This window comes from Nonomuraea sp. NPDC050783 (assembly GCF_040802095.1).
GTDB lineage: Bacteria > Actinomycetota > Actinomycetes > Streptosporangiales > Streptosporangiaceae > Nonomuraea.
The window spans coordinates 404,841-423,548 of sequence record NZ_JBFAHK010000006.1; the positions used below are offsets into that span (position 1 = coordinate 404,841).

The 18,708-nt window shown below is 74.3% G+C and carries 23 protein-coding genes; 12 read left to right on the forward strand and 11 right to left on the reverse strand.

Annotation, left to right across the window (positions count from 1 at the left end; all coding sequences use genetic code 11):
* Positions 1-62: 62 nt before the first annotated feature.
* Positions 63-1,691 (reverse strand): ATP-dependent DNA helicase RecQ, encoded by a 1,629-nt coding sequence (locus tag AB0H75_RS19350; protein ID WP_367797865.1) that lies wholly within the window; start codon positions 1,689-1,691, stop codon positions 63-65.
* Positions 1,692-1,960: 269 nt separating this feature from the next.
* Between AB0H75_RS19350 and AB0H75_RS19355 the strand changes: the two genes are divergently transcribed.
* Positions 1,961-2,365: a hypothetical protein gene (locus AB0H75_RS19355; RefSeq protein WP_367797867.1), complete on the forward strand. Its 405-nt coding sequence runs from the start codon at positions 1,961-1,963 to the stop codon at positions 2,363-2,365.
* Between the two features lie 38 nt (positions 2,366-2,403).
* Positions 2,404-2,595 carry a hypothetical protein gene (locus tag AB0H75_RS19360; protein ID WP_367797869.1) on the forward strand — a complete coding sequence of 64 codons (192 nt, stop codon included), beginning with the start codon at positions 2,404-2,406 and terminating at the stop codon, positions 2,593-2,595.
* 123 nt (positions 2,596-2,718) lie between these two features.
* Here the strand turns inward: AB0H75_RS19360 and AB0H75_RS19365 are convergent, their stop codons facing one another.
* Positions 2,719-3,216 carry a four-helix bundle copper-binding protein gene (locus tag AB0H75_RS19365; RefSeq protein ID WP_367797871.1) on the reverse strand — a complete coding sequence of 166 codons (498 nt, stop codon included), beginning with the start codon at positions 3,214-3,216 and terminating at the stop codon, positions 2,719-2,721.
* Between the two features lie 132 nt (positions 3,217-3,348).
* On the opposite strand from AB0H75_RS19365, the gene AB0H75_RS19370 reads away from it, so the two are divergent.
* A complete protein-coding gene (locus tag AB0H75_RS19370) occupies positions 3,349-4,104 on the forward strand; it encodes a ZIP family metal transporter (protein WP_367797873.1) in 756 nt (251 codons plus the stop codon).
* A 62-nt stretch (positions 4,105-4,166) separates the two neighbouring features.
* On the opposite strand, the gene AB0H75_RS19375 is transcribed toward AB0H75_RS19370, so the two are convergent.
* Entirely contained in the window at positions 4,167-4,613 is a 447-nt protein-coding gene (locus tag AB0H75_RS19375) for a DUF4383 domain-containing protein (RefSeq protein WP_367797875.1), read from the reverse strand.
* A gap of 282 nt (positions 4,614-4,895) precedes the next feature.
* Between AB0H75_RS19375 and AB0H75_RS19380 the strand changes: the two genes are divergently transcribed.
* A complete protein-coding gene (locus tag AB0H75_RS19380; protein ID WP_367797877.1) occupies positions 4,896-5,852 on the forward strand; it encodes an aldo/keto reductase in 957 nt (318 codons plus the stop codon).
* A gap of 21 nt (positions 5,853-5,873) precedes the next feature.
* Here AB0H75_RS19380 and AB0H75_RS19385 read toward each other — a convergent pair whose 3' ends face one another.
* Positions 5,874-6,413 (reverse strand): TIGR00730 family Rossman fold protein, encoded by a 540-nt coding sequence (locus tag AB0H75_RS19385; RefSeq protein ID WP_367797879.1) that lies wholly within the window; start codon positions 6,411-6,413, stop codon positions 5,874-5,876.
* A 24-nt stretch (positions 6,414-6,437) separates the two neighbouring features.
* Positions 6,438-7,187, reverse strand: coding sequence for a trans-aconitate 2-methyltransferase (locus AB0H75_RS19390; RefSeq protein WP_367797881.1), 750 nt, complete (start codon positions 7,185-7,187; stop codon positions 6,438-6,440).
* Positions 7,188-7,273: 86 nt separating this feature from the next.
* Here AB0H75_RS19390 and AB0H75_RS19395 point away from each other — a divergent pair, with 86 nt between their 5' ends.
* Entirely contained in the window at positions 7,274-8,203 is a 930-nt protein-coding gene (locus AB0H75_RS19395; protein WP_367797883.1) for an alpha/beta hydrolase, read from the forward strand.
* Here the strand turns inward: AB0H75_RS19395 and AB0H75_RS19400 are convergent.
* The 5 genes from AB0H75_RS19400 to AB0H75_RS19420 all read right to left on the reverse strand — a co-directional run bounded on the left by AB0H75_RS19400 (position 8,170) and on the right by AB0H75_RS19420 (position 11,870).
* The gene (locus tag AB0H75_RS19400; RefSeq protein ID WP_367797885.1) at positions 8,170-9,663 is read right to left on the reverse strand and encodes an MFS transporter; all 1,494 of its coding nucleotides are present in this window, start codon (positions 9,661-9,663) and stop codon (positions 8,170-8,172) included. The two genes, AB0H75_RS19395 and AB0H75_RS19400, sit on opposite strands and share 34 nt — an antisense overlap.
* A gap of 71 nt (positions 9,664-9,734) precedes the next feature.
* Positions 9,735-10,223 (reverse strand): MarR family winged helix-turn-helix transcriptional regulator, encoded by a 489-nt coding sequence (locus AB0H75_RS19405; protein ID WP_367797887.1) that lies wholly within the window; start codon positions 10,221-10,223, stop codon positions 9,735-9,737.
* A gap of 67 nt (positions 10,224-10,290) precedes the next feature.
* A complete protein-coding gene (locus AB0H75_RS19410; RefSeq protein WP_367798195.1) occupies positions 10,291-10,680 on the reverse strand; it encodes a GntR family transcriptional regulator in 390 nt (129 codons plus the stop codon).
* 8 nt (positions 10,681-10,688) lie between these two features.
* Positions 10,689-11,504 carry a hypothetical protein gene (locus AB0H75_RS19415; RefSeq protein WP_367797889.1) on the reverse strand — a complete coding sequence of 272 codons (816 nt, stop codon included), beginning with the start codon at positions 11,502-11,504 and terminating at the stop codon, positions 10,689-10,691.
* A 72-nt stretch (positions 11,505-11,576) separates the two neighbouring features.
* A complete protein-coding gene (locus AB0H75_RS19420; RefSeq protein WP_367797891.1) occupies positions 11,577-11,870 on the reverse strand; it encodes a hypothetical protein in 294 nt (97 codons plus the stop codon).
* An 82-nt stretch (positions 11,871-11,952) separates the two neighbouring features.
* Here AB0H75_RS19420 and AB0H75_RS19425 point away from each other — a divergent pair, with 82 nt between their 5' ends.
* The 4 genes from AB0H75_RS19425 to AB0H75_RS19440 all read left to right on the forward strand — a co-directional run bounded on the left by AB0H75_RS19425 (position 11,953) and on the right by AB0H75_RS19440 (position 16,241).
* Positions 11,953-12,522 (forward strand): GNAT family N-acetyltransferase, encoded by a 570-nt coding sequence (locus AB0H75_RS19425; protein ID WP_367797893.1) that lies wholly within the window; start codon positions 11,953-11,955, stop codon positions 12,520-12,522.
* A gap of 92 nt (positions 12,523-12,614) precedes the next feature.
* Positions 12,615-13,043 carry a Fur family transcriptional regulator gene (locus tag AB0H75_RS19430; protein WP_367797895.1) on the forward strand — a complete coding sequence of 143 codons (429 nt, stop codon included), beginning with the start codon at positions 12,615-12,617 and terminating at the stop codon, positions 13,041-13,043.
* Positions 13,044-13,065: 22 nt separating this feature from the next.
* Positions 13,066-15,342, forward strand: coding sequence for a catalase/peroxidase HPI (katG, locus tag AB0H75_RS19435; RefSeq protein WP_367797897.1), 2,277 nt, complete (start codon positions 13,066-13,068; stop codon positions 15,340-15,342).
* A gap of 152 nt (positions 15,343-15,494) precedes the next feature.
* A complete protein-coding gene (locus AB0H75_RS19440) occupies positions 15,495-16,241 on the forward strand; it encodes a class I SAM-dependent methyltransferase (protein WP_367797899.1) in 747 nt (248 codons plus the stop codon).
* Between the two features lie 19 nt (positions 16,242-16,260).
* On the opposite strand, the gene AB0H75_RS19445 is transcribed toward AB0H75_RS19440, so the two are convergent.
* Positions 16,261-16,698, reverse strand: coding sequence for a MerR family transcriptional regulator (locus tag AB0H75_RS19445; RefSeq protein WP_367797901.1), 438 nt, complete (start codon positions 16,696-16,698; stop codon positions 16,261-16,263).
* A gap of 110 nt (positions 16,699-16,808) precedes the next feature.
* Between AB0H75_RS19445 and AB0H75_RS19450 the strand changes: the two genes are divergently transcribed.
* The 3 genes from AB0H75_RS19450 to AB0H75_RS19460 are packed head-to-tail and all read left to right on the forward strand — an operon-like array spanning position 16,809 to position 18,641.
* On the forward strand, positions 16,809-17,759 hold the full coding sequence (locus tag AB0H75_RS19450; protein WP_367797903.1) for an SPFH domain-containing protein: 951 nt from the start codon (positions 16,809-16,811) through the stop codon (positions 17,757-17,759).
* A 5-nt stretch (positions 17,760-17,764) separates the two neighbouring features.
* Entirely contained in the window at positions 17,765-18,016 is a 252-nt protein-coding gene (locus AB0H75_RS19455) for a hypothetical protein (RefSeq protein WP_367797905.1), read from the forward strand.
* A complete protein-coding gene (locus AB0H75_RS19460; RefSeq protein WP_367797906.1) occupies positions 17,991-18,641 on the forward strand; it encodes a GPP34 family phosphoprotein in 651 nt (216 codons plus the stop codon). Before AB0H75_RS19455 ends, AB0H75_RS19460 begins: the two co-directional genes overlap by 26 nt.
* The last annotated feature ends 67 nt before the right edge of the window (positions 18,642-18,708 follow it).

Genomic DNA, 18,708 nt, shown 5'->3' on the forward strand with positions numbered 1-18,708 from the left:
AAAGGTGCGGGCAAAATACCAGGGAAATTTTTTAGATTTGTCCCGAAACTTTCGGGGAGACTCTACTGATCGTCCACCGGCGTCAGCAGGTCCTGCTCCAGGACCGCGTCGAGCTGGAGCTCGCGGTAACCGGCCTCCTCGAACAGCACCGTCAGCCGGTCCTCGCCCCGCTGGATCACCTGCCCGGGGCCCCACATCCGGTGCTCCACACGCGCGTGCAGGGGGAACGGGCCCTCCGCCACGGGCTCGCCGGGGCGCTCCGCCGTGCCGGCCCGGCAGGTGTCGCAGTTGCCGCACGGCTCGGGCAGGTGCTCACCGAAGTAGCCGAGCAGGAACCGGCGGCGGCAGTCCAGGGTCTCGGCGTAGCGGCGCATCATCTCCAGGCGGGTGCGCTCGACCTCGCGGCGCCGCTCGGCCAGCTCGCGGGCCAGCTCCGCCGCCTGCTCCGGCTCGGGGCCGCCGGGCACCGGCTCGGCCCGGCGGGTGCCCAGCCGCACCGCGCCGACCCGTTCCAGCAGGTCGAGCAGGCCCGTCAGCCGGCGCGGCGAGAGCCCCGTACGCTCCCGCAGCTCCTTGCGCCCGGCGCCGGGAGCGGCCGCCGCGACCGCCGCGGCCAGCTCGGCCAGCGTCCCCGCGTCCGGCACGCCGCCCGTGAAGTACCGCTGGAGCCCCAGGTCCTCGGGCCGGTAGAACAGCACCGCCGAGGCCGGCTCGCCGTCCCGTCCGGCCCGGCCGATCTCCTGGTAGTAGGCGTCCGGCGACCCCGGCGCCTCGGCGTGGACGACGAAGCGCACGTCCGGCTTGTCGATGCCCATGCCGAAGGCGTTGGTCGCCACCACGACCTCCAGGTCCCCGCTCATGAACCGGTCGTGCACCTCGTCCCGCTCCGCGCGGCGCATCCCGGCGTGGTAGGCCGCCGCCCGCACGCCCGCCTCGGCGAGCAGGCCGCTCAGCCGGCCGGTCTGCCGCCGCGTCGTGGTGTAGACGATGCCGGGCCCCTCCCGCCCGGCCACCGTGGCGACGAGCTCCGGAGCCGGGTCGTCCAGCATCCGGCGCACCTCCAGCGAGATGTTCGGCCGGTCGAACCCCCGGACGATCTCCGCCGGGTCGCGCATGCGCAGCCGCTCGACGATCTCCGCGCGCACCGGCGGGGCGGCCGTCGCCGTCAGCGCCGCGATCACCGGGCGGCCCAGCGCCTCGGCCACCGAGCCGAGCCGCAGGTAGTCGGGGCGGAAGTCGTGCCCCCACGACGACACGCAGTGGGCCTCGTCCACCACCATCAGCGACGGGGCGGCGGCCTTGAGCTCGCGCACCACGTCGGGACGGGCGAGCTGCTCGGGCGCGCAGAACAGGAACTCCGTCTCGTGGGTCCGCAACGCCTCGAACGTGGCCGACCGCTCCCGCGCGGAGGTCCGCGCGTCCAGGCGGGCGGCGTCCTCGTCGCGCTCGCGCAGCGCCTCCACCTGGTCGCGCTGCAACGCGATGAGCGGCGACACCACCAGCGTCGGGCCCTTCAGCAGCAGCGCGGGCACCTGGTAGATCGCCGACTTGCCGCTGCCTGTCGGCATCACCACCAGCGCGTCACGGCCCTCGGCCAGCGCCGTCATGGCCGCGAGCTGGCCGGGACGCAGCTCCTCCAGTCCGAGAGCCTCCCGCGCCACCCGCTCGCACTCCGCACCGGCCCCGCTCATCCGCCCACTCCGTTCATCCCGTTCGCCCGTCCATCCCGTCCGTCCGCCCACTCCGTTCGTCCGCCCATCCCGTTCGTCCGCCCACCCCGTTCGTCCGGTCGTCTCGTTCGCCTCGTCGCCCGGCGGACCGTCCTTCCTGCCCAGGCCGCCGTCCGGCATGTGCGCGTTAACTGATCGGCCCGCCGGGGAAGCAGTAGGGACGTGACACTGCGCATGCCGTGGGGAGAACGCCCCGCGAGCCCCCCGGAGTCCGGGGAATGAACCTGTCCGTGCGTCTCCTGCCCGCCACCGGCACCACCGTCGTGGTCACCGTGTCCGGCGCGCTGACCGCCCGCACCTGGCCGTTGCTGCGCGAGCTGCTGCGCCCGTTGCAGGTGCGCTACGTTGTGCTGGCCGCCGCCGACCTCAGCGCCTGCGACCACGTCGCCCGCGCCGGGCTGGCCGCCACCCACGACCTGCTCGCCGCCCGGGGCGGCCGCCTGCTCATCGCGGACGCCCGCGCGGCGATGGCCGACGTCCAGCGGCTGATCGACGAGAGCCGCATGTCCCCGTCCCAGGTCTGCGCCAGCGCGCACGAGGCGCTGCTGGCCACCGACGTCACCCTGGACGGCTTCCTGCTGCCGGACCTGCCCCTCCCGCCCGTTCCGGCCCGCCGGCACCTGCGGCTCGTGTGACGGGTTCGGCGGCGGACGGCCGGGGTAGCGGGTGCCTCATGAGCACTCCTGATGAGAACAAGGCCAAGACCGATACCGATCCGCTGCTGGACGCCGCCCGCGAGCCCGCCGAGCGTGGCGGCCAGCCGCGGCCCGCCGGTCAGGCCGCCCTGGAGGACGCGCTGGAGCAGTCCGGCCGCCGTCCCGAGGACCTGACCACCGGCTCGGACGACACCGGCGAGACCGACTGAGCGGCGAGACCGGCTGACGGCGGCCGGTTGACCGGCCGGTTGACCGGCCCGGCCGGCGAGGGGCGGCGGGTCTTCGCGCGCGGCCCCTCGCCGCCCCTCGCCGCCCCTCGCCGCGCCCGGCCGTCAGCCGCGCCGCTGCGGAGCGGCCTGGGAGGGCGGGTCCGCGCCCGCGCCCGGGTCCGGTCGCAGGGCCGGCAGCAGGGCGTTGAGCGCCTCGTGCGTCTCCTGGCAGACCTGGGAGCAGATCCGGCAGTGCTCGTGCGTGCCGGCGTGCTCGCCGCAGGAGTCGCCGCAGGTCCTCGTGGCCTGGATCGCGGCCTGGACCTGGGCGCGGGTCAGGTTGGCGTCGTACCCGGTGTGCCGGGACAGCACCGCCGCCGTCGTCGCGCAGATCGCCGCGCAGTCCAGGTCGTCGCGGATGCAGCGGGTCAGCATCGGCAGGTGCTCGGCCTTCTCCGACAGGCAGGCGTCGGCGCAGGACGTGCAGACCTGCGCGCACGTCGTCAGCGCGTCGATGACCGCGGCCAGGTGCTTGCGGTCCAGGTTGATCTCGCCCGGGTAGGCGTCCAGCATCTGCTGGGTGTAGGTCATGGCGGCCTCCTTGTCGGCGACGCTCTTCACGCGCTCTTCTCCGCCTGCGCCTACCCCGACGCGAGCCGGTATGCGGGGGAGGGCATGATCGGCACGAGGCGTGACCGGCACGGACGGCGCCAGGCGAGGGCCGGGGGACTCCCGGCGTGGAGGTGTGGTGAGATGCCCGTATGGCTGCAGGCGGGGCTCTGGGGAGCCCTGGCCGGGGGAGCGCTGCTCATCGGCGCCGCGATCGCGTGGTTCCGCACCGTGCCGCCCCGGCTGATCGCCGCGATCATGGCCTTCGGCGCCGGCGTGCTGATCGCGGCCCTGTCCTTCGAGCTGCTGGACGAGGCCGAGCGCACCGGCGGGCTGGCCGCGACCGCGGCCGGTTTCCTCGCCGGCGCGTGCGCGTACGTGGCGGCCAACGCCCTGCTCGCCCGGCGCGGCGCCCGCCACCGCAAGCGCTCGGGCGGCCGGCAGCCGAGCGAGGACGAGGTCCAGGGCAGCGGCGCCGCGATCGCCGTCGGCGCCCTCCTCGACGGCGTGCCCGAGTCCGTGGTGCTCGGCGTGTCGCTGCTCGGCGGCGGTGACGTCGGCATCGCCGTGGTGGCCGCGGTCTTCATCTCGAACGTCCCCGAAGGGCTCTCCAGCGTCGCCGGCATGAAACGGGCCGGCCGCGGCCCCGGCTACGTCTTCGGCATCTGGGGCGGCATCGCCCTGGCCAGCGGCCTGGCCGCGCTGATCGGCAACCTCACGATGGCCTCGGCCTCCCCGGCCGCCACCGCCGTCATCATGGGCGTCGCGGCCGGCGCGATCCTGGCGATGGTGGCCGACACCATGATCCCCGAGGCGTTCGAGGACGCGCACGTCCTGACCGGCCTCATCACCACTGTCGGCTTCCTGTCCGCCTTCGCCATCGAGCGCCTGGCCGGCTGACCGGCCCCGGACAGGCGAACGGCGCCGGGCGGGAGCCCGGCGCCGTCGTCGTCCGCGCGAGGTCAGGGGGTGACGTGGGTGCGCCGCCGGGACAGCAGGAACCCGAGGGCGATCATCCCGATGCCGAGGAGCAGGTGCAGCCAGTTGTCGGCGTTGTTCAGCGGGACGAAGTTGGCGGGGGAGTCGTGCCCGACCAGCAGGCCGTAGATCCACAGCACGAGGTAGATCACGCCGCCGCCGATGAGGAAGTTGCGGGCCCCGGACCACGTCCTGGCCAGCAGGATGCCGGCGATCCCGAACAGGAGGTGCACGATGTTGTGCAGGATCGAGACCTGGAACACGTTGAGCAGCATCGCGTCCGACTCGTGACCGGCGAACCCCAGGTCGTCGTAGTTGGTGGTGATGCCGGGGACGAAGCCGAGAATGCCGACCAGCAGGAACACCGCGCCTACGACGAGCGCGGCGAGCTGCACGGGCGTGCGGCCGGCCGCGGTGCGAGGGCTGTCCATGGGAATCTCCTTTGACGTCCGGTTAATCCGGTTAAGGAGCCCTGCGTCTACCCCGTCCGTCGGGGGCCAGTCACCCGTCCAGGTCACCTGATTGTAACGGACCGGAAGAGGAACGTGATGTCCCGGCAACGCCCTCCGGGAGCTGCTATTCTTCCTTTGGATCATCGAGCCTTTCCGGCCGGCTGGGCACCCAGCCGCCATCGGGAAGGCTTTTTTCGTGCCCGGACGCGGCCGCCCGAGAGCCGCCTCCGGCCCCCACCGTCACCGTTGTGAGGACCTGCCATGCCCATCGACCGGAATCCGAACTCCCCGCACGCGGGCGCCGCGGGCGTCTGGAAGCTCGGCGGCGACCTGCCCGTCAACCGCATCGGCCTCGGCGCCATGCGACTGACCGGCCGCGCCGCCTTCACCACCACGGCCACCGCCGACCGCGACCGCTCGATCGGCGTGCTGCGCCGCGCGGTCGAGCTGGGCGTCAACCACATCGACACCGCCGCCTTCTACTTCTCGCCCCTCCTGTCGGCCAACGAGCTGATCAACCGGGCCCTGGCGCCCTACCCGGACGACCTGGTCATCGCCACCAAGGTCTGGCCGGCCCGCGACCCGTCCGGCGAGTGGTGGTGGGCCGCCCCCGAGCAGCTGCGCGGCCAGGTCGAGGAGAACCTGCGCCAGCTCGGCCGCGACCACCTCGACCTGGTCAACCTCCGCGTCCCGCCGAGCCGCGCGGACGACTCGGTCGCCGAGCACTTCGGCGCCCTGGCCGAGCTGCGCGAGGTCGGGCTCGTCCGCCACCTCGGGATCTCCAACGCCACGGCGGCGCAGCTGGCCGAGGCGCGGGCCGTCGCCCCGGTCGCCTGCGTCCAGAACGCGTTCGGCCTCGGCGCCCCGGCCGCCGAGCGCGAGCTGCTGCGCGCGTGCGGCGAGCTGGGCATCGCGTACGTGCCGTTCTTCTCGATCGCCGGCGCCGGCCGCGAGGCGGGCACGGCCACCCGCCAGGGCACGGCCACCCGTCAGGGCGACGCCGGGCACCGGGGGGACGCCGGGGATCGGGACGACCCCGTGCTCGACGTCGCCCGGGCGCACGGGGCGACCCCCGCGCAGGTCCGGCTGGCCTGGACGCTGGCCCAGGGCCCGCACGTGCTGGCCATCCCGGGCACCGGCGACCCCGCCCACCTCGCCGAGAACGTGGCCGCGGGCACGCTGCGGCTCACCCCGGACGAGCTGGCCCGCCTCGGATAGGGCGGGGGCGAGGCGCGGGGCTCACCGCGCGCCGAGCGCCTCCTCCAGGTAGGCCATCGCGTCCGCCGGCTCCTCGGCGAAGAACACCAGCTCCGACAGGGGACGCGGCAGGAACCCCTCCTCCTCCATGCGGCGGAACTGCTCCTTCAGCCCGTCGTAGAAGCCCGCCGTGTTCAGCAGCACGACCGGCAGGCCGGTGTGACCGTGCTTCTTCAGCTCCAGGATCTCAGTCGCCTCGTCCAGCGTCCCGGTGCCGCCCACCATGATGACCACCGCGTCCGCCTTCTCCAGCAGCAGCCGCTTGCGCTCGGCCAGGTCCGCCGCGACCACCATGTCGTCCACGCCGCGGCGGACCTTGTCCACCAGGAAGGTCACCGACACGCCCATGAGCCGGCCGCCCGACTCGTGCACCCCGTCGGCCACGACCTTCATCAGCCCGACGTCGGAGCCGCCCCACACCAGCGTGTGCCCGCCCTTCCCGATCAGCTCGGCGAGCCGGCGGGCCGGGCGGGTGTAGGTGTCGGACAGCTCGGCGGCGGACAGGAAGACGCAGATGTTCATGGCCACCACGATAGGGTCCGCCGGTCAGGACGCGCGGCGGGCCAGCACGAGGTCGGTGGCGAAGGTCATCTCCACGCCGTCGCCGAGCAGCGCGCCCACCTCCGCCAGCAGCTCCGCGCGGACCTCCGGCGGCAGGACGCGGTAGGCGGAGACCGATCCGACCAGGTCCAGGTAGCGGGCGGCGGGGTAGTGGGCGGCGTGCCGGTAGCGGCGCTGGTCCAGGTCGGTGAAGCGCGGGTCGCCCGCCAGCGGGTGCTCCTCCGGCAGGGGCCGCGCCGGGATCTCGCGGTGCAGGCTCGACGTGGACACCCCGTGGCGCTCGTCCACCGCGGCGAGCGCCGCCAGCGCCGCCGGGTCGGCGATGCCGTAGTGGTTGCGGAACACCGCCACCGCGCCGCCGGGCGCCAGCGCCGCCCGCGCCAGGTCCCAGCGCCGCCGCTCGTCCACCCAGTGCCACGCCTGCGCCGCGTACAGCAGGGCGAACGCGCGGCCCGGCGGGTAGTCCTCGAACGTGGTGACCTCGACGCGCACCCGGGGCAGCTTGGCCGCCAGCACGGCCGCCATGCGCGGGTCGGGCTCGACGCAGGTCACCTCCACGCCGCGCGCGGCGAAGGCGGCCGTCGCCTTGCCGGTGCCCGCGCCGACCTCCAGCGCCGGGCCGGTCGGCGCGTACGCCACCACGTCGTCGACCAGCTCCGCCGGATAGCCGGGCCGGGCGGCCTCGTATTGGTCCGCCGCCTCCCCGAACACCACGTTACGTCCACCGTTCGTCATGAACCCGATTCTGTCCCGGCGCTCCCGGCGGCCGGCGGCCGGGCCCGCCCGCGAGCGGCCCGGGCGGGCGCGGTAGAAGAGGGGCCATGCCGTTCCACCCCGATCTCGCCAAGAAGCTGGAGCCGCTGCGCGGCCTGACCCGCGAGGGGCTGGCCGCGGACCCGGAGGCCCAGCGCCTGTTCGCCGCGTACGCCCGCGACCCGTCCCCGTGGACGATGCCGCCCGGCGTCACCGTCGAGGACCTCGCCGTCGGCGGCCCGCACGGCCCGGTCCCCGTCCGCGCCTACCGCACCCGGCGGGACCCGCGGGCGGCGCTGCTGTGGGCGCACGGCGGCGGCTTCGTCCACGGCGACCTGGACATGCCCGAGGCCCACCAGGTCAGCGCCGAGCTGGCCGCCCGCACCGGCGCGCTCGTCGTCTCGGTCGGCTACCGGCTGGCCCAGGACGGCGTACGCCACCCGGTGCCGATCGACGACGTCGAGGCCGCCTGGCGGTGGCTGACCGAGCGGGCCGCGCCCGGCGTCCGCGCCGGCCTGGGCGGGGCGAGCGCGGGCGCGGCACTCGCCCTGGCCACCGCCCTGCGCGACCGCGACCGCGGCGGCCGGGCCGCGTCGCTGCTGCTGGCCTATCCGTTCGCGCACTACCCGAACCCGGCGCTGGACGACGCCCTGGCCGCCGAGATGCGCGAGCTGCCCCCGTTCCTGCGCTTCCGCCCCGCCGACGTCGAGCGCATGGTCCGCGCCTACGTGGGCCGCATCAGCGACCTGCCGCCCGACGCGCTGCCCGGCGCGGCCCGCCTGGACGGCCTGCCCGCCACGTACATCCTGCTGTCGGAGTACGACGACCTGCGTGCCTCCGGCGAGCTGCTGGAACGCCAGCTACGCGAAGCCGGGGTGCCGGTGAGCACGTACCTCGCGCGCGGCCTGCCGCACGGGCACCTCAACCGGACCCCGGCGCTGGAGGAGGTGGACGCCTCGCTCGGCTACTTCGCCGCCGCGATCTCGTCCGCCGGCTGACCCGCCGCCGTCCCATCCGCCCCTGTCCCGTCCGCCCCTGTCCCGTCCGCCGCGGAGGGGGCGGCGGCCGGCCGGCGCAGGACGGCGAGCGCCACCGCGAACGCCGCCACCAGCAGCCCGGCCGCGATGCCGAACGCCAGCCGGTACCCGCCGGTCAGCGCCGCCGCCTGGGAGGCCCCCGCGGCCAGCAGCTCGCCGGTGCGCCCGGCCGCCATCGTGGACAGCAGCGCGACGCCGACCGCCATGCCCACCTGCTGGGTGGTGTTGAACAGCCCGGAGGCCAGCCCCGCGTCGCTCTCCCGCGCCCCGGACATGCCGAGCGTGGCCAGCGCGGGCAGCACCAGCCCGCCGCCCGCGATGAGCACCATCGACGGCAGCAGGTGGGCGGCGTACGTGGCGTCCACGGGCACCCGCGCCAGCAGCACCAGCGCCGCCGCCAGCAGCACCAGCCCCGCCATCAGGACCGTGCGGGCGCCGAGGCGGGCGGCCAGCCGGGCGGAGACGAACAGCGAGATCGAGCCGATGCCCACGGCGGCCGGCAACATCGCCAGCCCGGTCTCCAGGGCGCCGTAGCCGAGCACCCGCTGCATGTAGAGCGCGACGAGCACCTGGAAGGCGAACATCCCGGACAGGGTCAGCATCTGGGCGAGGTTGGCCCCGACGACGTTGCGCGAGCGCAGGATCCGCAGCGGCATGAGCGGCGTCCTGGCGGTGGCCTGCCGGGCGGTGAACGCGCCGAGCAGGGCCAGCGCCACCGCGCCGAGACCCAGCGTGTGGGCCGACAGCCAGCCGTGCTCCTCCACCTTGACCATGGCGTAGATGCCCAGCATCAGGCCGGAGGTGACCAGCGCCGCGCCGAGGACGTCCGCGCCGGCCCGCAGGCCGGTCCCGCGGTCGGCGGGCAGCACGCGCAGCGCGAGCGCCACGGTGGCCGCGCCGATCGGCACGTTGATGAGGAAGATCCACGGCCAGCTCAGGGCGTCGGTGAGCACCCCGCCCAGCACCTGGCCGATCGACGCGCCCGCCGCGCCGGTGAAGCTGAAGATCGCGATGGCCTTGCCCCGCTCGGCCGGTTCGGTGAACAGCGTCACCAGGATCCCCAGCACCACGGCGGAGGCCAGCGCGCTGCCCGCGCCCTGCAGGAACCGGGCGGCGATGAGCATCCAGGGGTCGCCGGCCGCGCCGGCCAGCAGGGAGGCGGCGGTGAAGACCGCGTTCCCGGCGAGGAACATCGCCCGCCGCCCGATCAGGTCGCCGAGCCGGCCGGCCAGCAGCAGGAAGCCGCCGAAGGGGATCAGGTAGGCATTGACGATCCAGCTCAGGCCGGCGGCCGTGAAGCCCAGGTCCCGCTGGATGGCCGGCATCGCGACCGTCACGATGCTGCCGTCCAGGATGGTCATCAGTCCCGTCGCGGACAGCACGCCCAGGGCCGTCCAGCGCGAGTCGAGCACGTTCGACATGGTCTCTCCCGTGTGAGGTCAACGGGAAAGACCGTAGCAGATAGTTTTGTTGTAGACGATCCTCTTCGGATTTATTTTGCGCGCTCGCGCGGCCTGCGGGTCGGCTGCGGGCTCTCGACGGGGGCGGCCAGGTGGCCGGAGACCAGGCGGTTCAGGGCGCGGACCAGGACCTCGCGCTCGTCGGCCGGCAGCGACTCCAGGGCCGCGCGGTGCACGCCGTCCACGATCTCCTGGCTGCGCCGGGCCACGGCCGCGCCCTCGTCGGTGACCGCGATGATGCGCGCCCGCCGGTCGGTGCTGGACGGCCGGCGCTCGGCGTAGCCGGCCTTCTCCAGCGCGTCCACGGTCACCACCATCGTGGTCTTGTCCATGTCGCCCAGCTCGGCGAGCTGGATCTGGGTGCGCTCCGCCTCCAGCGCGTGCACCAGCACGCAGTGCATGCGCGTGGTCAGGCCGATCTCGGCCAGTGCCGCGGACATCCGCGAGCGCAGCACATGGCTGGTGTGGTCGAGCAGGAAGGACAGGTCGGTCTCGGTACGGGCCGGAGCCATGGCGGTCATGGCTCCAGCCTACCCAAACCGTCCCGGCGCGGATTATCCGCGAGCGGACGATAGGGGGGAGCGGGCATCAGGACCGGTTCTCCGGACGGGACCCGGCCGGGAGGGCGGACCTCAGGGCCGCCTCGACGATGCGCAGCGCCTCGTCCGGGTCGAGGCCGAGGGCGGCGACGGCGGCCGCGTAACCGGCGGCGGCCACGCGGGCGCGCTCGCGTGCCTCCTCCCCGGCCGCCGTCACGAAGGACCCGGCCCGCCCCCGGGTCTCGATCAGGCCCGCCTCCTCCAGCTCCCGGTAGGCGCGCCCGACCGTGTTGACGGCCAGGCCCAGGTCCGCCGCGAGCCGCCGGATGGTCGGCAGCCGCGCTCCCACGGCCAGCGTGCGGTCCTGGATCTGCCGGGCGAGCTGGGCCCGCAGCTGCTCGAACGGCGGCACCGGCGAGCCGGCGTCGATGACGATCATCGCGGCGGTCATCGTGCTCCCACGAGACGCCGCGCCGCGGCCGCGCTGCCCGGCGTGCGGAGCTGGACCAGGACGACGGCGGCCACCCCGAGCGGCACCAGGCCGACCGAGGTGAGGCTCCACCAGGCCGGCGCCGTGCCGCACAGCAGCACCACCGGCAGCGACCAGGCCATGCCGGGCGAGACGGCCTCGTGGGCGTCCTCGATCCGCATGATCACGTCGGCGGTCAGCGAGACCTCGTCCTCGGCCACGACCGGCCGGGCCAGCAGGTCGCGCAGCTCCAGGGCGGCGGCCACGCCGACCCCCGCCAGCGCGATCAGCAGCACGACCGCCGCGTACCTGACGCGGGTGTCGTCGATCGCCAGCGCGCCGGCCGCCAGCACGAACGCCGCCGCGTGGATCCCGGCGGCGCAGGCGGCGTACGGGCGCCCGAGCAGCTCCCGCCAGCTCACCTGCACCGGATGGGCGGCGCGCCGGGTCAGCGCCGCCCCCGCCTGGCGGTCCACCCGGCGTACCCAGGACTCCAGCAGCGCCCGCCCCGCGAGCAGCGCGGCGACCAGCCCGGTCAGGGCCACCAGCGGCCAGGGCCATCCCCGCCCGGACCCGTCGGGGGTGACGGACACCAGGTTGTGCAGCTGCACCAGCGCCGCCGCCAGGATCAGCACGGCCAGCATGACGTGGTGGGCCAGCCGGGCCCGCCGCCGCACCGCCAGCCGCCTGGCCAGTAAGGGCGTCGGCGTCGCCTCGCCCAGGCCGTGCCACCCCAGCCACTCCCGTGCCCGCCGCACGTCCAGTGGACGCTCCCGTTCCGATCCGCTCGCCATCACGCGCTCCCTTTTGTCGCAAACTTTGTCTCAATATCGTGCGACAAAAGATGGGACAAAGTCAACACCCGGTCATCCGGTCGCCCCGGCTCGGCACGCTCTCCTACGCTCATGGCCATGCGCCTTTACCCGTGATCCGCGCTCAGCGGCCAGGGCCGCGGCGAGCCGCGCCGCGGAGCGCTCGACGGCGGCGTCCCAGAGCGCGTAGAGCTCCTCCGGGGTGTTGTACGCGGCCGAGGTGAAGTCCCAGTCGGGATCGGCGTCCCAGTCCGCGGTGTCCCACGGCGCGCCGGGCGGCGCGCCGGCGAGCTGCTCGGCCTCGGTGCCGGCGAGCGGCGGCTCCCACCAGTGATCGTTCTGGGGCATGCCCGTCACGGTGGACGCGGTTCCGGACGCTCCGCTTCCGGAGACGGGCGGAGGGCTGCGGCTGCTCTATGATCATGGAGTCATGAGCCCGTTGCCCACGCTGTCCGCCGAGGAGATCGCCACCGGACGGCTCCTGCTGCGCAAGGCGCGCGACGCCGACCGCGACGGCCTGGTCGAGCTGTTCACCGACCCCGAGGTACGGGCCCATCTCGGCGGCCCGCGCCCCCGGGAGGAGGTCGAGCGGTTCCTCGACGCGATCGGGACCGCCGGCGCGACCGCCGTCCCCGGCAGCTACGTGATCGCCGACCGGGCGACGGACCGCTTCCTCGGCACCCTGATGCTCGACCGCCGCCCGTCCGCCCGCCCTGGGCACCTCACCGAGGAGGGCGAGGAACTGGAGCTGTCCTACGTGCTGCGGCGCGGCGCGTGGGGCCAGGGGTTCGCCTTCGAGGCCGCCACGGCCGCGTTACGCGCCGCCGCGGCCGAGCTGCCCGACCAGTCGGTCCTGATCGTCACCCAGAGCGCGAACGAGCGCTCCCTGCGGCTCGCCGCCCGCCTCGGCTTCCGCCCCGTCGGCACGTTCGAGGAGTTCGGCGCCGAGCAGACCCTCGGCGCCGCGCGCCTGTCCGCGTTCGCGGGCGGGCCGCGGTGACGGCGGGCCGGACGGCGGCGGGCTGAGCGACACGCCACCCCAAATCCGTACAAAACTTGAATGATTCCAGTTTATGGGGATATGTTGGCTTCATGGCGTCCGACTTCGAGGCACAGTTGCGAGCCGCCTCGCTGCGCGTGACCCGGCCGCGGCTGGCGGTGCTCGCCGCGCTGCGCGACCACCCGCACGTCGACACCGACACGGTGATCTCCCTGGTACGGGCCGACCTTCCGAGCGTCTCCCACCAGGCGGTGTACGACGTGCTGCGTGCGCTCACCGACGCCGGCCTGGTCCGGCGCATCGAGCCGGCCGGCGCGACCGCCCGCTACGAGTCCCGGGTGGGTGACAACCACCACCACGTGGTGTGCCGCTCCTGCGGCGCCATCGCGGACGTGGACTGCGCCGTCGGCCACACCCCTTGTCTGACCGCCTCCGACGACCACGGCTTCGTGATCGACGAGGCGGAGGTCGTCTACTGGGGCACCTGCCCCGACTGCGCGAGCAGACGCATCGCCCAGTGATCCGGCAGTTTGGAAGGAAACAATGAGCGACACCCAAGACCACACCCCCTCCAGCGCCCAGGGCGTGGACGAGAAGGCGGCGGCCGGCTGCCCGGTCGCGCATGACTCCGTGACCGCGCACGGCAGCGAGAGCGAGAACCCGGGCATCGACTCGCCCACCCCGAAGACCGGCGGCCGCCCGCGCACCAACCGCGACTGGTGGCCCAACCAGCTCGACCTGTCGGTGCTGCGCGCCCACTCGTCCAAGAGCAACCCTCTGGGCCCGGACTTCAGCTACGCCAAGGAGTTCGAGAAGCTCGACGTCGAGGCGCTCAAGCAGGACATCGTCCAGGTCCTCACCACCTCCCAGGACTGGTGGCCGGCCGACTTCGGCCACTACGGCGGCCTGATGATCCGGATGAGCTGGCACGCCGCCGGCACCTACCGCATCCACGACGGCCGCGGCGGAGCCGGTGACGGCGGCCAGCGCTTCGCGCCGCTCAACAGCTGGCCCGACAACGCCAACCTCGACAAGGCCCGCCGCCTGCTGTGGCCGGTCAAGCAGAAGTACGGCCAGAAGATCTCCTGGGCCGACCTGCTGGTGCTCGCCGGCAACGTCGCCCTGGAGTCGATGGGCTTCAAGACCTTCGGCTTCGCCTTCGGCCGCGAGGACGTCTGGGAGCCGGAGGAGATCTTCTGGGGCCCCGAGGACGCCTGGCTCGGCGACGAGCGCTACGTCTCCGACAAGGAGATGGCGGCGGACGTCGGCGCCACCGAGATGGGCCTCATCTACGTCAACCCCGAGGGCCCCCGCGGCAACGCGGACCCGGCCGCGGCGGCGCACTTCATCCGCGAGACCTTCGCCCGGATGGCGATGAACGACGAGGAGACCGTCGCCCTCATCGCCGGCGGCCACACCTTCGGCAAGACCCACGGCGCCGCCGTCGCCGACGACCACGTGGGGCCGGAGCCCGAGGCCGCGCCGCTGGAGGCGCAGGGCCTGGGCTGGCTGAGCACCCACGGCACCGGCAAGGGCGGCGACACGATCACCAGCGGCCTCGAGGTGACGTGGACCGACCGGCCGACGCAGTGGAGCAACCGCTTCTTCGAGATCCTCTTCGGCTACGAGTGGGAGCTCACCACGAGCCCCGGCGGCGCCAAGCAGTGGGTGGCCAAGGACGCCGAGGCGATCATCCCGGACGCCCACGACCCGTCGAAGAAGCACAAGCCGACGATGCTCACGACCGACCTGTCGCTGCGCGTCGACCCGGAGTACAACAAGATCTCCCGCCGCTTCCTGGAGAACCCCGACGAGTTCGCGCTGGCCTTCGCCAAGGCCTGGTACAAGCTGCTGCACCGCGACATGGGCCCGGTCAGCCGCTTCCTCGGGCCGTGGGTCCCCGAGCCCCAGCTGTGGCAGGACCCGGTGCCGGCCGTGGACCACGAGCTGGTGGGCGAGGCCGACATCGCCGCGCTCAAGGCGAAGGTCCTGGAGTCCGGCCTGACGACCGCCCAGCTCGTCTCCACCGCGTGGGCCTCGGCCGCGAGCTTCCGCTCCACCGACAAGCGCGGCGGCGCCAACGGCGCCAGGATCCGGCTGGAGCCGCAGCGCAACTGGGAGGTCAACCAGCCCGAGCAGCTCGCGAAGGTCCTGGACGCCCTGGAGAACATCCGGCGCGAGTTCAACGACGCCGGCGGCGCCAGGATCTCGCTCGCCGACCTGATCGTGCTGGCCGGCTCGGCCGCGGTCGAGCAGGCGGCCCGCGAGGCCGGCGTGGAGGTGACGGTGCCGTTCCACCCGGGCCGCACCGACGCCACCCAGGAGCAGACCGACGTCGAGTCCTTCCGGGTCCTGGAGCCGCGCGCCGACGGGTTCCGCAACTACCTGCGTGCCGGCGAGAAGACCCAGCCGGAGGTGCTGCTCGTCGACCGCGCCTACATGCTCAACCTGACCCCGCCGGAGATGACCGTCCTCGTCGGCGGCCTGCGCACCCTCGGCGCCACCTTCGGCGGCACCCGGCACGGCGTCCTCACCGACCGGCCCGGCGTGCTCACCAACGACTTCTTCGCCAACCTGCTCTCCCCGGGCACCCGGTGGAAGGCGTCGGAGTCCGAGGAGCACGTGTACGAGATCCGCGACGCGGCCACGGACGAGCCGAAGTGGACCGCCACCGCGGTGGACCTCATCTTCGGTTCCAACTCCGAGCTGCGCGCCCTCGCCGAGGTCTACGCGAGCCAGGACGCGCGCGAGAAGTTCGTGAGCGACTTCGTCGCGGCCTGGACCAAGGTCATGGAGCTCGACCGGTTCGACCTCGCCTGACCTGCCCCGCACGCCGAGCCCGGCCGAGCCTCCGCGCCCGGCCGGGCTCGCCCGTCGATCGGCACCCCCGCCCGGACGGCCGTCCGCAGCGGCTCGGTGATCCGCCCGGCCCGATGTGGTGGAATGGTGATCACGGCAGAGAGGCGGTGCGCATGTCCGGCACGCAGCTGTACGACTCCATCGGGGCCACCTACACCCTGACCCGGCGCACCGACCCGCGCATCGCCGCGCGGATCTGGGCCGCGCTCGGCGACGCCGGGACCGTCCTGAACGTCGGGGCGGGCACCGGCTCCTACGAGCCTCCCGGCCGCTACGTCCTGGCGGTGGAGCCGTCGGCGCTCATGCGCGCGCAGCGCCCTCCCGGCGCGGCGCCGTGCCTGGCCGGGTCGGCCGGGGAGCTGCCGTTCGACGACCGGTCCTTCGACGCCGCGATGGCCGTCGCCTCCGTCCACCACTGGCCCGACCCGGTCGCCGGGCTGCGCGAGCTGCGGCGGGTCGCCCGCCGCGTGGTGGTGTTCACGCACGACACCAGCGCCGAAGGGTGGCTCCACCGGTTCTGGCTCACCCGCGACTACCTGCCCGAGGTCGCGGGCCTCCTGGCCGGGCGGCCCTCGGTGAGCGAGCTGGCCGGCGCGATCGGGGCCCGCACGGAGCCGGTGCCCGTCCCGTGGGACTGCGCCGACGGCTTCTTCGAGGCCTACTGGCGCCGGCCGGAGGCGTACCTGGACGAGAGCGTGCGCCGCGGGATGTCGGTGTGGACCAGGGTCGGGCCGGAGGCCGAGCGGCGCGCGGTGCGCGACCTCCGCGACGACCTCGCCTCGGGCCGCTGGGCCGGGCGCAACCGGGACCTCCTCGACCTCGACGAGGCCGAGCTGGGTCTCCGCCTGCTGATCGCCTGACCCGCCCCGCGCGGCGGGATCAGGAGGCGTGGGCCGCCCGGTGGGCCTCCTCCAGGGAGGTGCCGGCCAGGAGCGCCGCCATGCCGCCGGTGAAGGTGGGGCACTCCAGGGGGTCCTGGTGCGGGCAGGCCAGGCCGTGGGCGATGGCGGTGCGTACCGTCTGGATCTGGGAGATCCGCTGGTCCAGCTCGGCGAGCTTGCGCCGGTACAGCTCCCGCCAGCCGTCGCCGGCCGGCGAGCGGGCCGCGGTGAACGCCTTGACCTCCCGCAACGTGAAGCCGGCGGCCCGCAGCACCACGACCAGGCCGACCAGCTCGACCGCCGACGGCGGGTAGCGGCGCCGGCCGGAGACCCGCTCGGGCGCCGGCAGCAGGCCCAGCTCCTCCCAGTAGCGCAGGGCGGAGGTGGCGACCCCGGTGCGGCTCGCCAGCTCGCCGATCGTCAGCAGCTCGTCCATGGGGCTCCAAGCGTAGTTCCCTCGATCTCCCCTGAGAACGGGCCTCCCGCGGCCGCCGGAAAAGTGATATCACTTTGATAGCAGGCGACGGCACGGCGAAGGGACGGACGATGGCGAACACATCCGGCGGGGCCGCGCTCGAGGCCACCGTCGTGGACATGCCCGCGCCGCGCACGAGCGAGCGCCCGGTGCGGGCGGCCAACGGGTTCGTGATGGCGGGGGCGGCGACGGCGCTGGTCCTGGCGGGGACCGCGCTGCTCGTCGGGGGGATCGCCATGCTCGCCTCGGGGGCCGGGCAGGGCGGCTCGTGGGCGGTCGTCGTGAGCGTCCTGGTGATCCTGCTCGGGTCCCTCACGTACTTCGGCCTCACCGCGGTGGCGCCGGGCGAGGCCAGGGTGGTGCAGCTGCTCGGCCGCTACGTCGGCACCCTGCGCACCCCCGGCCTCCAGTGGGTCAACCCGATCACGGTGCGCCGGCGGGTGTCCACGAGGATCCGCAACCACGAGACGGACGTGACGAAGGTCAACGACGCGGACGGCAACCCGATCCAGATCGCGACCGTGGTGGTCTGGCAGGTGCAAGACACCGCGCAGGCGGTCTTCGAGGTGGACGACTTCGTGGAGTTCGTGGCCATCCAGGCGGAGACGGCCGTGCGGCATATCGCGGGCAGCTATCCGTACGACGCGCACGGCGAGCCCCGGCTGTCCCTGCGGGACAACGCCGACGAGATCAACGAGCGGCTGGCCGCGGAGATCACGGCCAGGGTGTCGTCCGCCGGGGTCAGGGTCATCGAGTCCCGTATCATCCACCTGGCGTACGCGCCCGAGATCGCCCATGCCATGCTGCGCCGCCAGCAGGCGGGCGCCGTGGTGGCGGCCCGGCAGCGGATCGTCGAGGGGGCGGTCGGCATGGTGGAGATGGCCCTGGCCAGGCTCGCCGAGCACGACGTGGTCGAGCTGGACGAGGAGCGCAAGGCGGCCATGGTGAGCAACCTGCTCGTGGTGCTGGTCGGCGACCGCGACACCCAGCCCGTGGTCAACACGGGCACGCTCTACCAGTAACCGCCGTGGAGCGGAAGAAGATCCTGCTGCGGCTCGACCCGGCGGTCCACGACGCGCTGGCCAGGTGGGCGTCCGACGAGCTGCGCAGCACGAACTCCCAGATCGAGTTCCTGCTGCGCAGGGCGCTGTCCGAGGCCGGGCGCCTGCCCGAGGGGGTGGGGCGGATCCGCCCGCGCGGACGGCCGAGGAAGGCCCCGGAGGACGGCACGGCTCAGGAGGAGGAGCAGGCGGATGGAGACGCGAGCGAAGCAGGGTGAGTCGCTGGCCCGGTCGGCCTTCCTCCTGGCCCTCGACCCGCGGAAGGAGAGGCTGACGCAGCGCGGCGAGCTGGGCCTCCTGCTGCGCGCGGCCGCCCTCGCCGAGCTGCTGCTGGCGGGCAACCTGGCGGACGAGTCGGGCAGGGCACGCGCTCTCACCGCCCCGGCCGCCGAGCCGGGCTCCCTGCGGGCCGTGGTCTGGGAGCAGATCGCGAGCTCGCCGCCCCGCTCGTGGCGGCGGTGGGTGCGCAAGGACAAGGGCAAGGCGGTCGGCGTGGTGCGCGACGAGCTGGCGGCCGCCCGGATGATCAGCGTGGAGCGGCGCCGGGTCCTGCTGTTCCCGGTCGAGCGGATCACGGCGCGCAAGGCGTACCTGTCGCGCAGGCTGGCCGAGCGCGTCGGCCGGGCCGTCCGCGGCGGCGGGCCGGTCGGCCGCCTGGACGAGGACGTCCGCGTCCTGGCGGCGCTGGCCGCGGCGGCCCGGCTCAGGACGGTGGTCCCGTCCAGGCGGGAGGCGCGTCCGCGCCGGGACCGGATCCGGCAGCTCTCCGCGCCCGTCGAGCCGATCGTGACGGCACTGCGCAGGAGCGTCGACGAGGCCAGATCGGCGAGCGCGGCCGGCTGACCCGCCGGGCCCGGGCGGCACTCCGGGCCCGGCTGACGTGCCCGTCGTCCGCCCGTGCCTCTTGACG

Bases quoted from the DNA above. Each gene is read 5' to 3' on its own strand.
- AB0H75_RS19395 (WP_367797883.1), top strand. From the start codon at position 7,274: ATGCCGTTCCACCCCGATCTCGCCAAGAAGCTGGAGCCGCTGCGCGGC.
- AB0H75_RS19450 (WP_367797903.1), top strand. From the start codon at position 16,809: ATGGCGAACACATCCGGCGGGGCCGCGCTCGAGGCCACCGTCGTGGAC.
- AB0H75_RS19360 (WP_367797869.1), top strand. From the start codon at position 2,404: ATGAGCACTCCTGATGAGAACAAGGCCAAGACCGATACCGATCCGCTG.
- AB0H75_RS19445 (WP_367797901.1), bottom strand. From the start codon at position 16,698: ATGGACGAGCTGCTGACGATCGGCGAGCTGGCGAGCCGCACCGGGGTC.
- AB0H75_RS19410 (WP_367798195.1), bottom strand. From the start codon at position 10,680: ATGATCGTCATCGACGCCGGCTCGCCGGTGCCGCCGTTCGAGCAGCTG.
- AB0H75_RS19390 (WP_367797881.1), bottom strand. From the start codon at position 7,187: ATGACGAACGGTGGACGTAACGTGGTGTTCGGGGAGGCGGCGGACCAA.
- AB0H75_RS19460 (WP_367797906.1), top strand. From the start codon at position 17,991: ATGGAGACGCGAGCGAAGCAGGGTGAGTCGCTGGCCCGGTCGGCCTTC.
- AB0H75_RS19440 (WP_367797899.1), top strand. From the start codon at position 15,495: ATGTCCGGCACGCAGCTGTACGACTCCATCGGGGCCACCTACACCCTG.
- katG (WP_367797897.1), top strand. From the start codon at position 13,066: ATGAGCGACACCCAAGACCACACCCCCTCCAGCGCCCAGGGCGTGGAC.
- AB0H75_RS19350 (WP_367797865.1), bottom strand. From the start codon at position 1,691: ATGAGCGGGGCCGGTGCGGAGTGCGAGCGGGTGGCGCGGGAGGCTCTC.
- AB0H75_RS19420 (WP_367797891.1), bottom strand. From the start codon at position 11,870: ATGCCCCAGAACGATCACTGGTGGGAGCCGCCGCTCGCCGGCACCGAG.
- AB0H75_RS19400 (WP_367797885.1), bottom strand. From the start codon at position 9,663: ATGTCGAACGTGCTCGACTCGCGCTGGACGGCCCTGGGCGTGCTGTCC.
- AB0H75_RS19415 (WP_367797889.1), bottom strand. From the start codon at position 11,504: ATGGCGAGCGGATCGGAACGGGAGCGTCCACTGGACGTGCGGCGGGCA.
- AB0H75_RS19430 (WP_367797895.1), top strand. From the start codon at position 12,615: ATGGCGTCCGACTTCGAGGCACAGTTGCGAGCCGCCTCGCTGCGCGTG.
- AB0H75_RS19370 (WP_367797873.1), top strand. From the start codon at position 3,349: ATGCCCGTATGGCTGCAGGCGGGGCTCTGGGGAGCCCTGGCCGGGGGA.
- AB0H75_RS19405 (WP_367797887.1), bottom strand. From the start codon at position 10,223: ATGACCGCCATGGCTCCGGCCCGTACCGAGACCGACCTGTCCTTCCTG.
- AB0H75_RS19425 (WP_367797893.1), top strand. From the start codon at position 11,953: ATGAGCCCGTTGCCCACGCTGTCCGCCGAGGAGATCGCCACCGGACGG.
- AB0H75_RS19375 (WP_367797875.1), bottom strand. From the start codon at position 4,613: ATGGACAGCCCTCGCACCGCGGCCGGCCGCACGCCCGTGCAGCTCGCC.
- AB0H75_RS19380 (WP_367797877.1), top strand. From the start codon at position 4,896: ATGCCCATCGACCGGAATCCGAACTCCCCGCACGCGGGCGCCGCGGGC.
- AB0H75_RS19385 (WP_367797879.1), bottom strand. From the start codon at position 6,413: ATGAACATCTGCGTCTTCCTGTCCGCCGCCGAGCTGTCCGACACCTAC.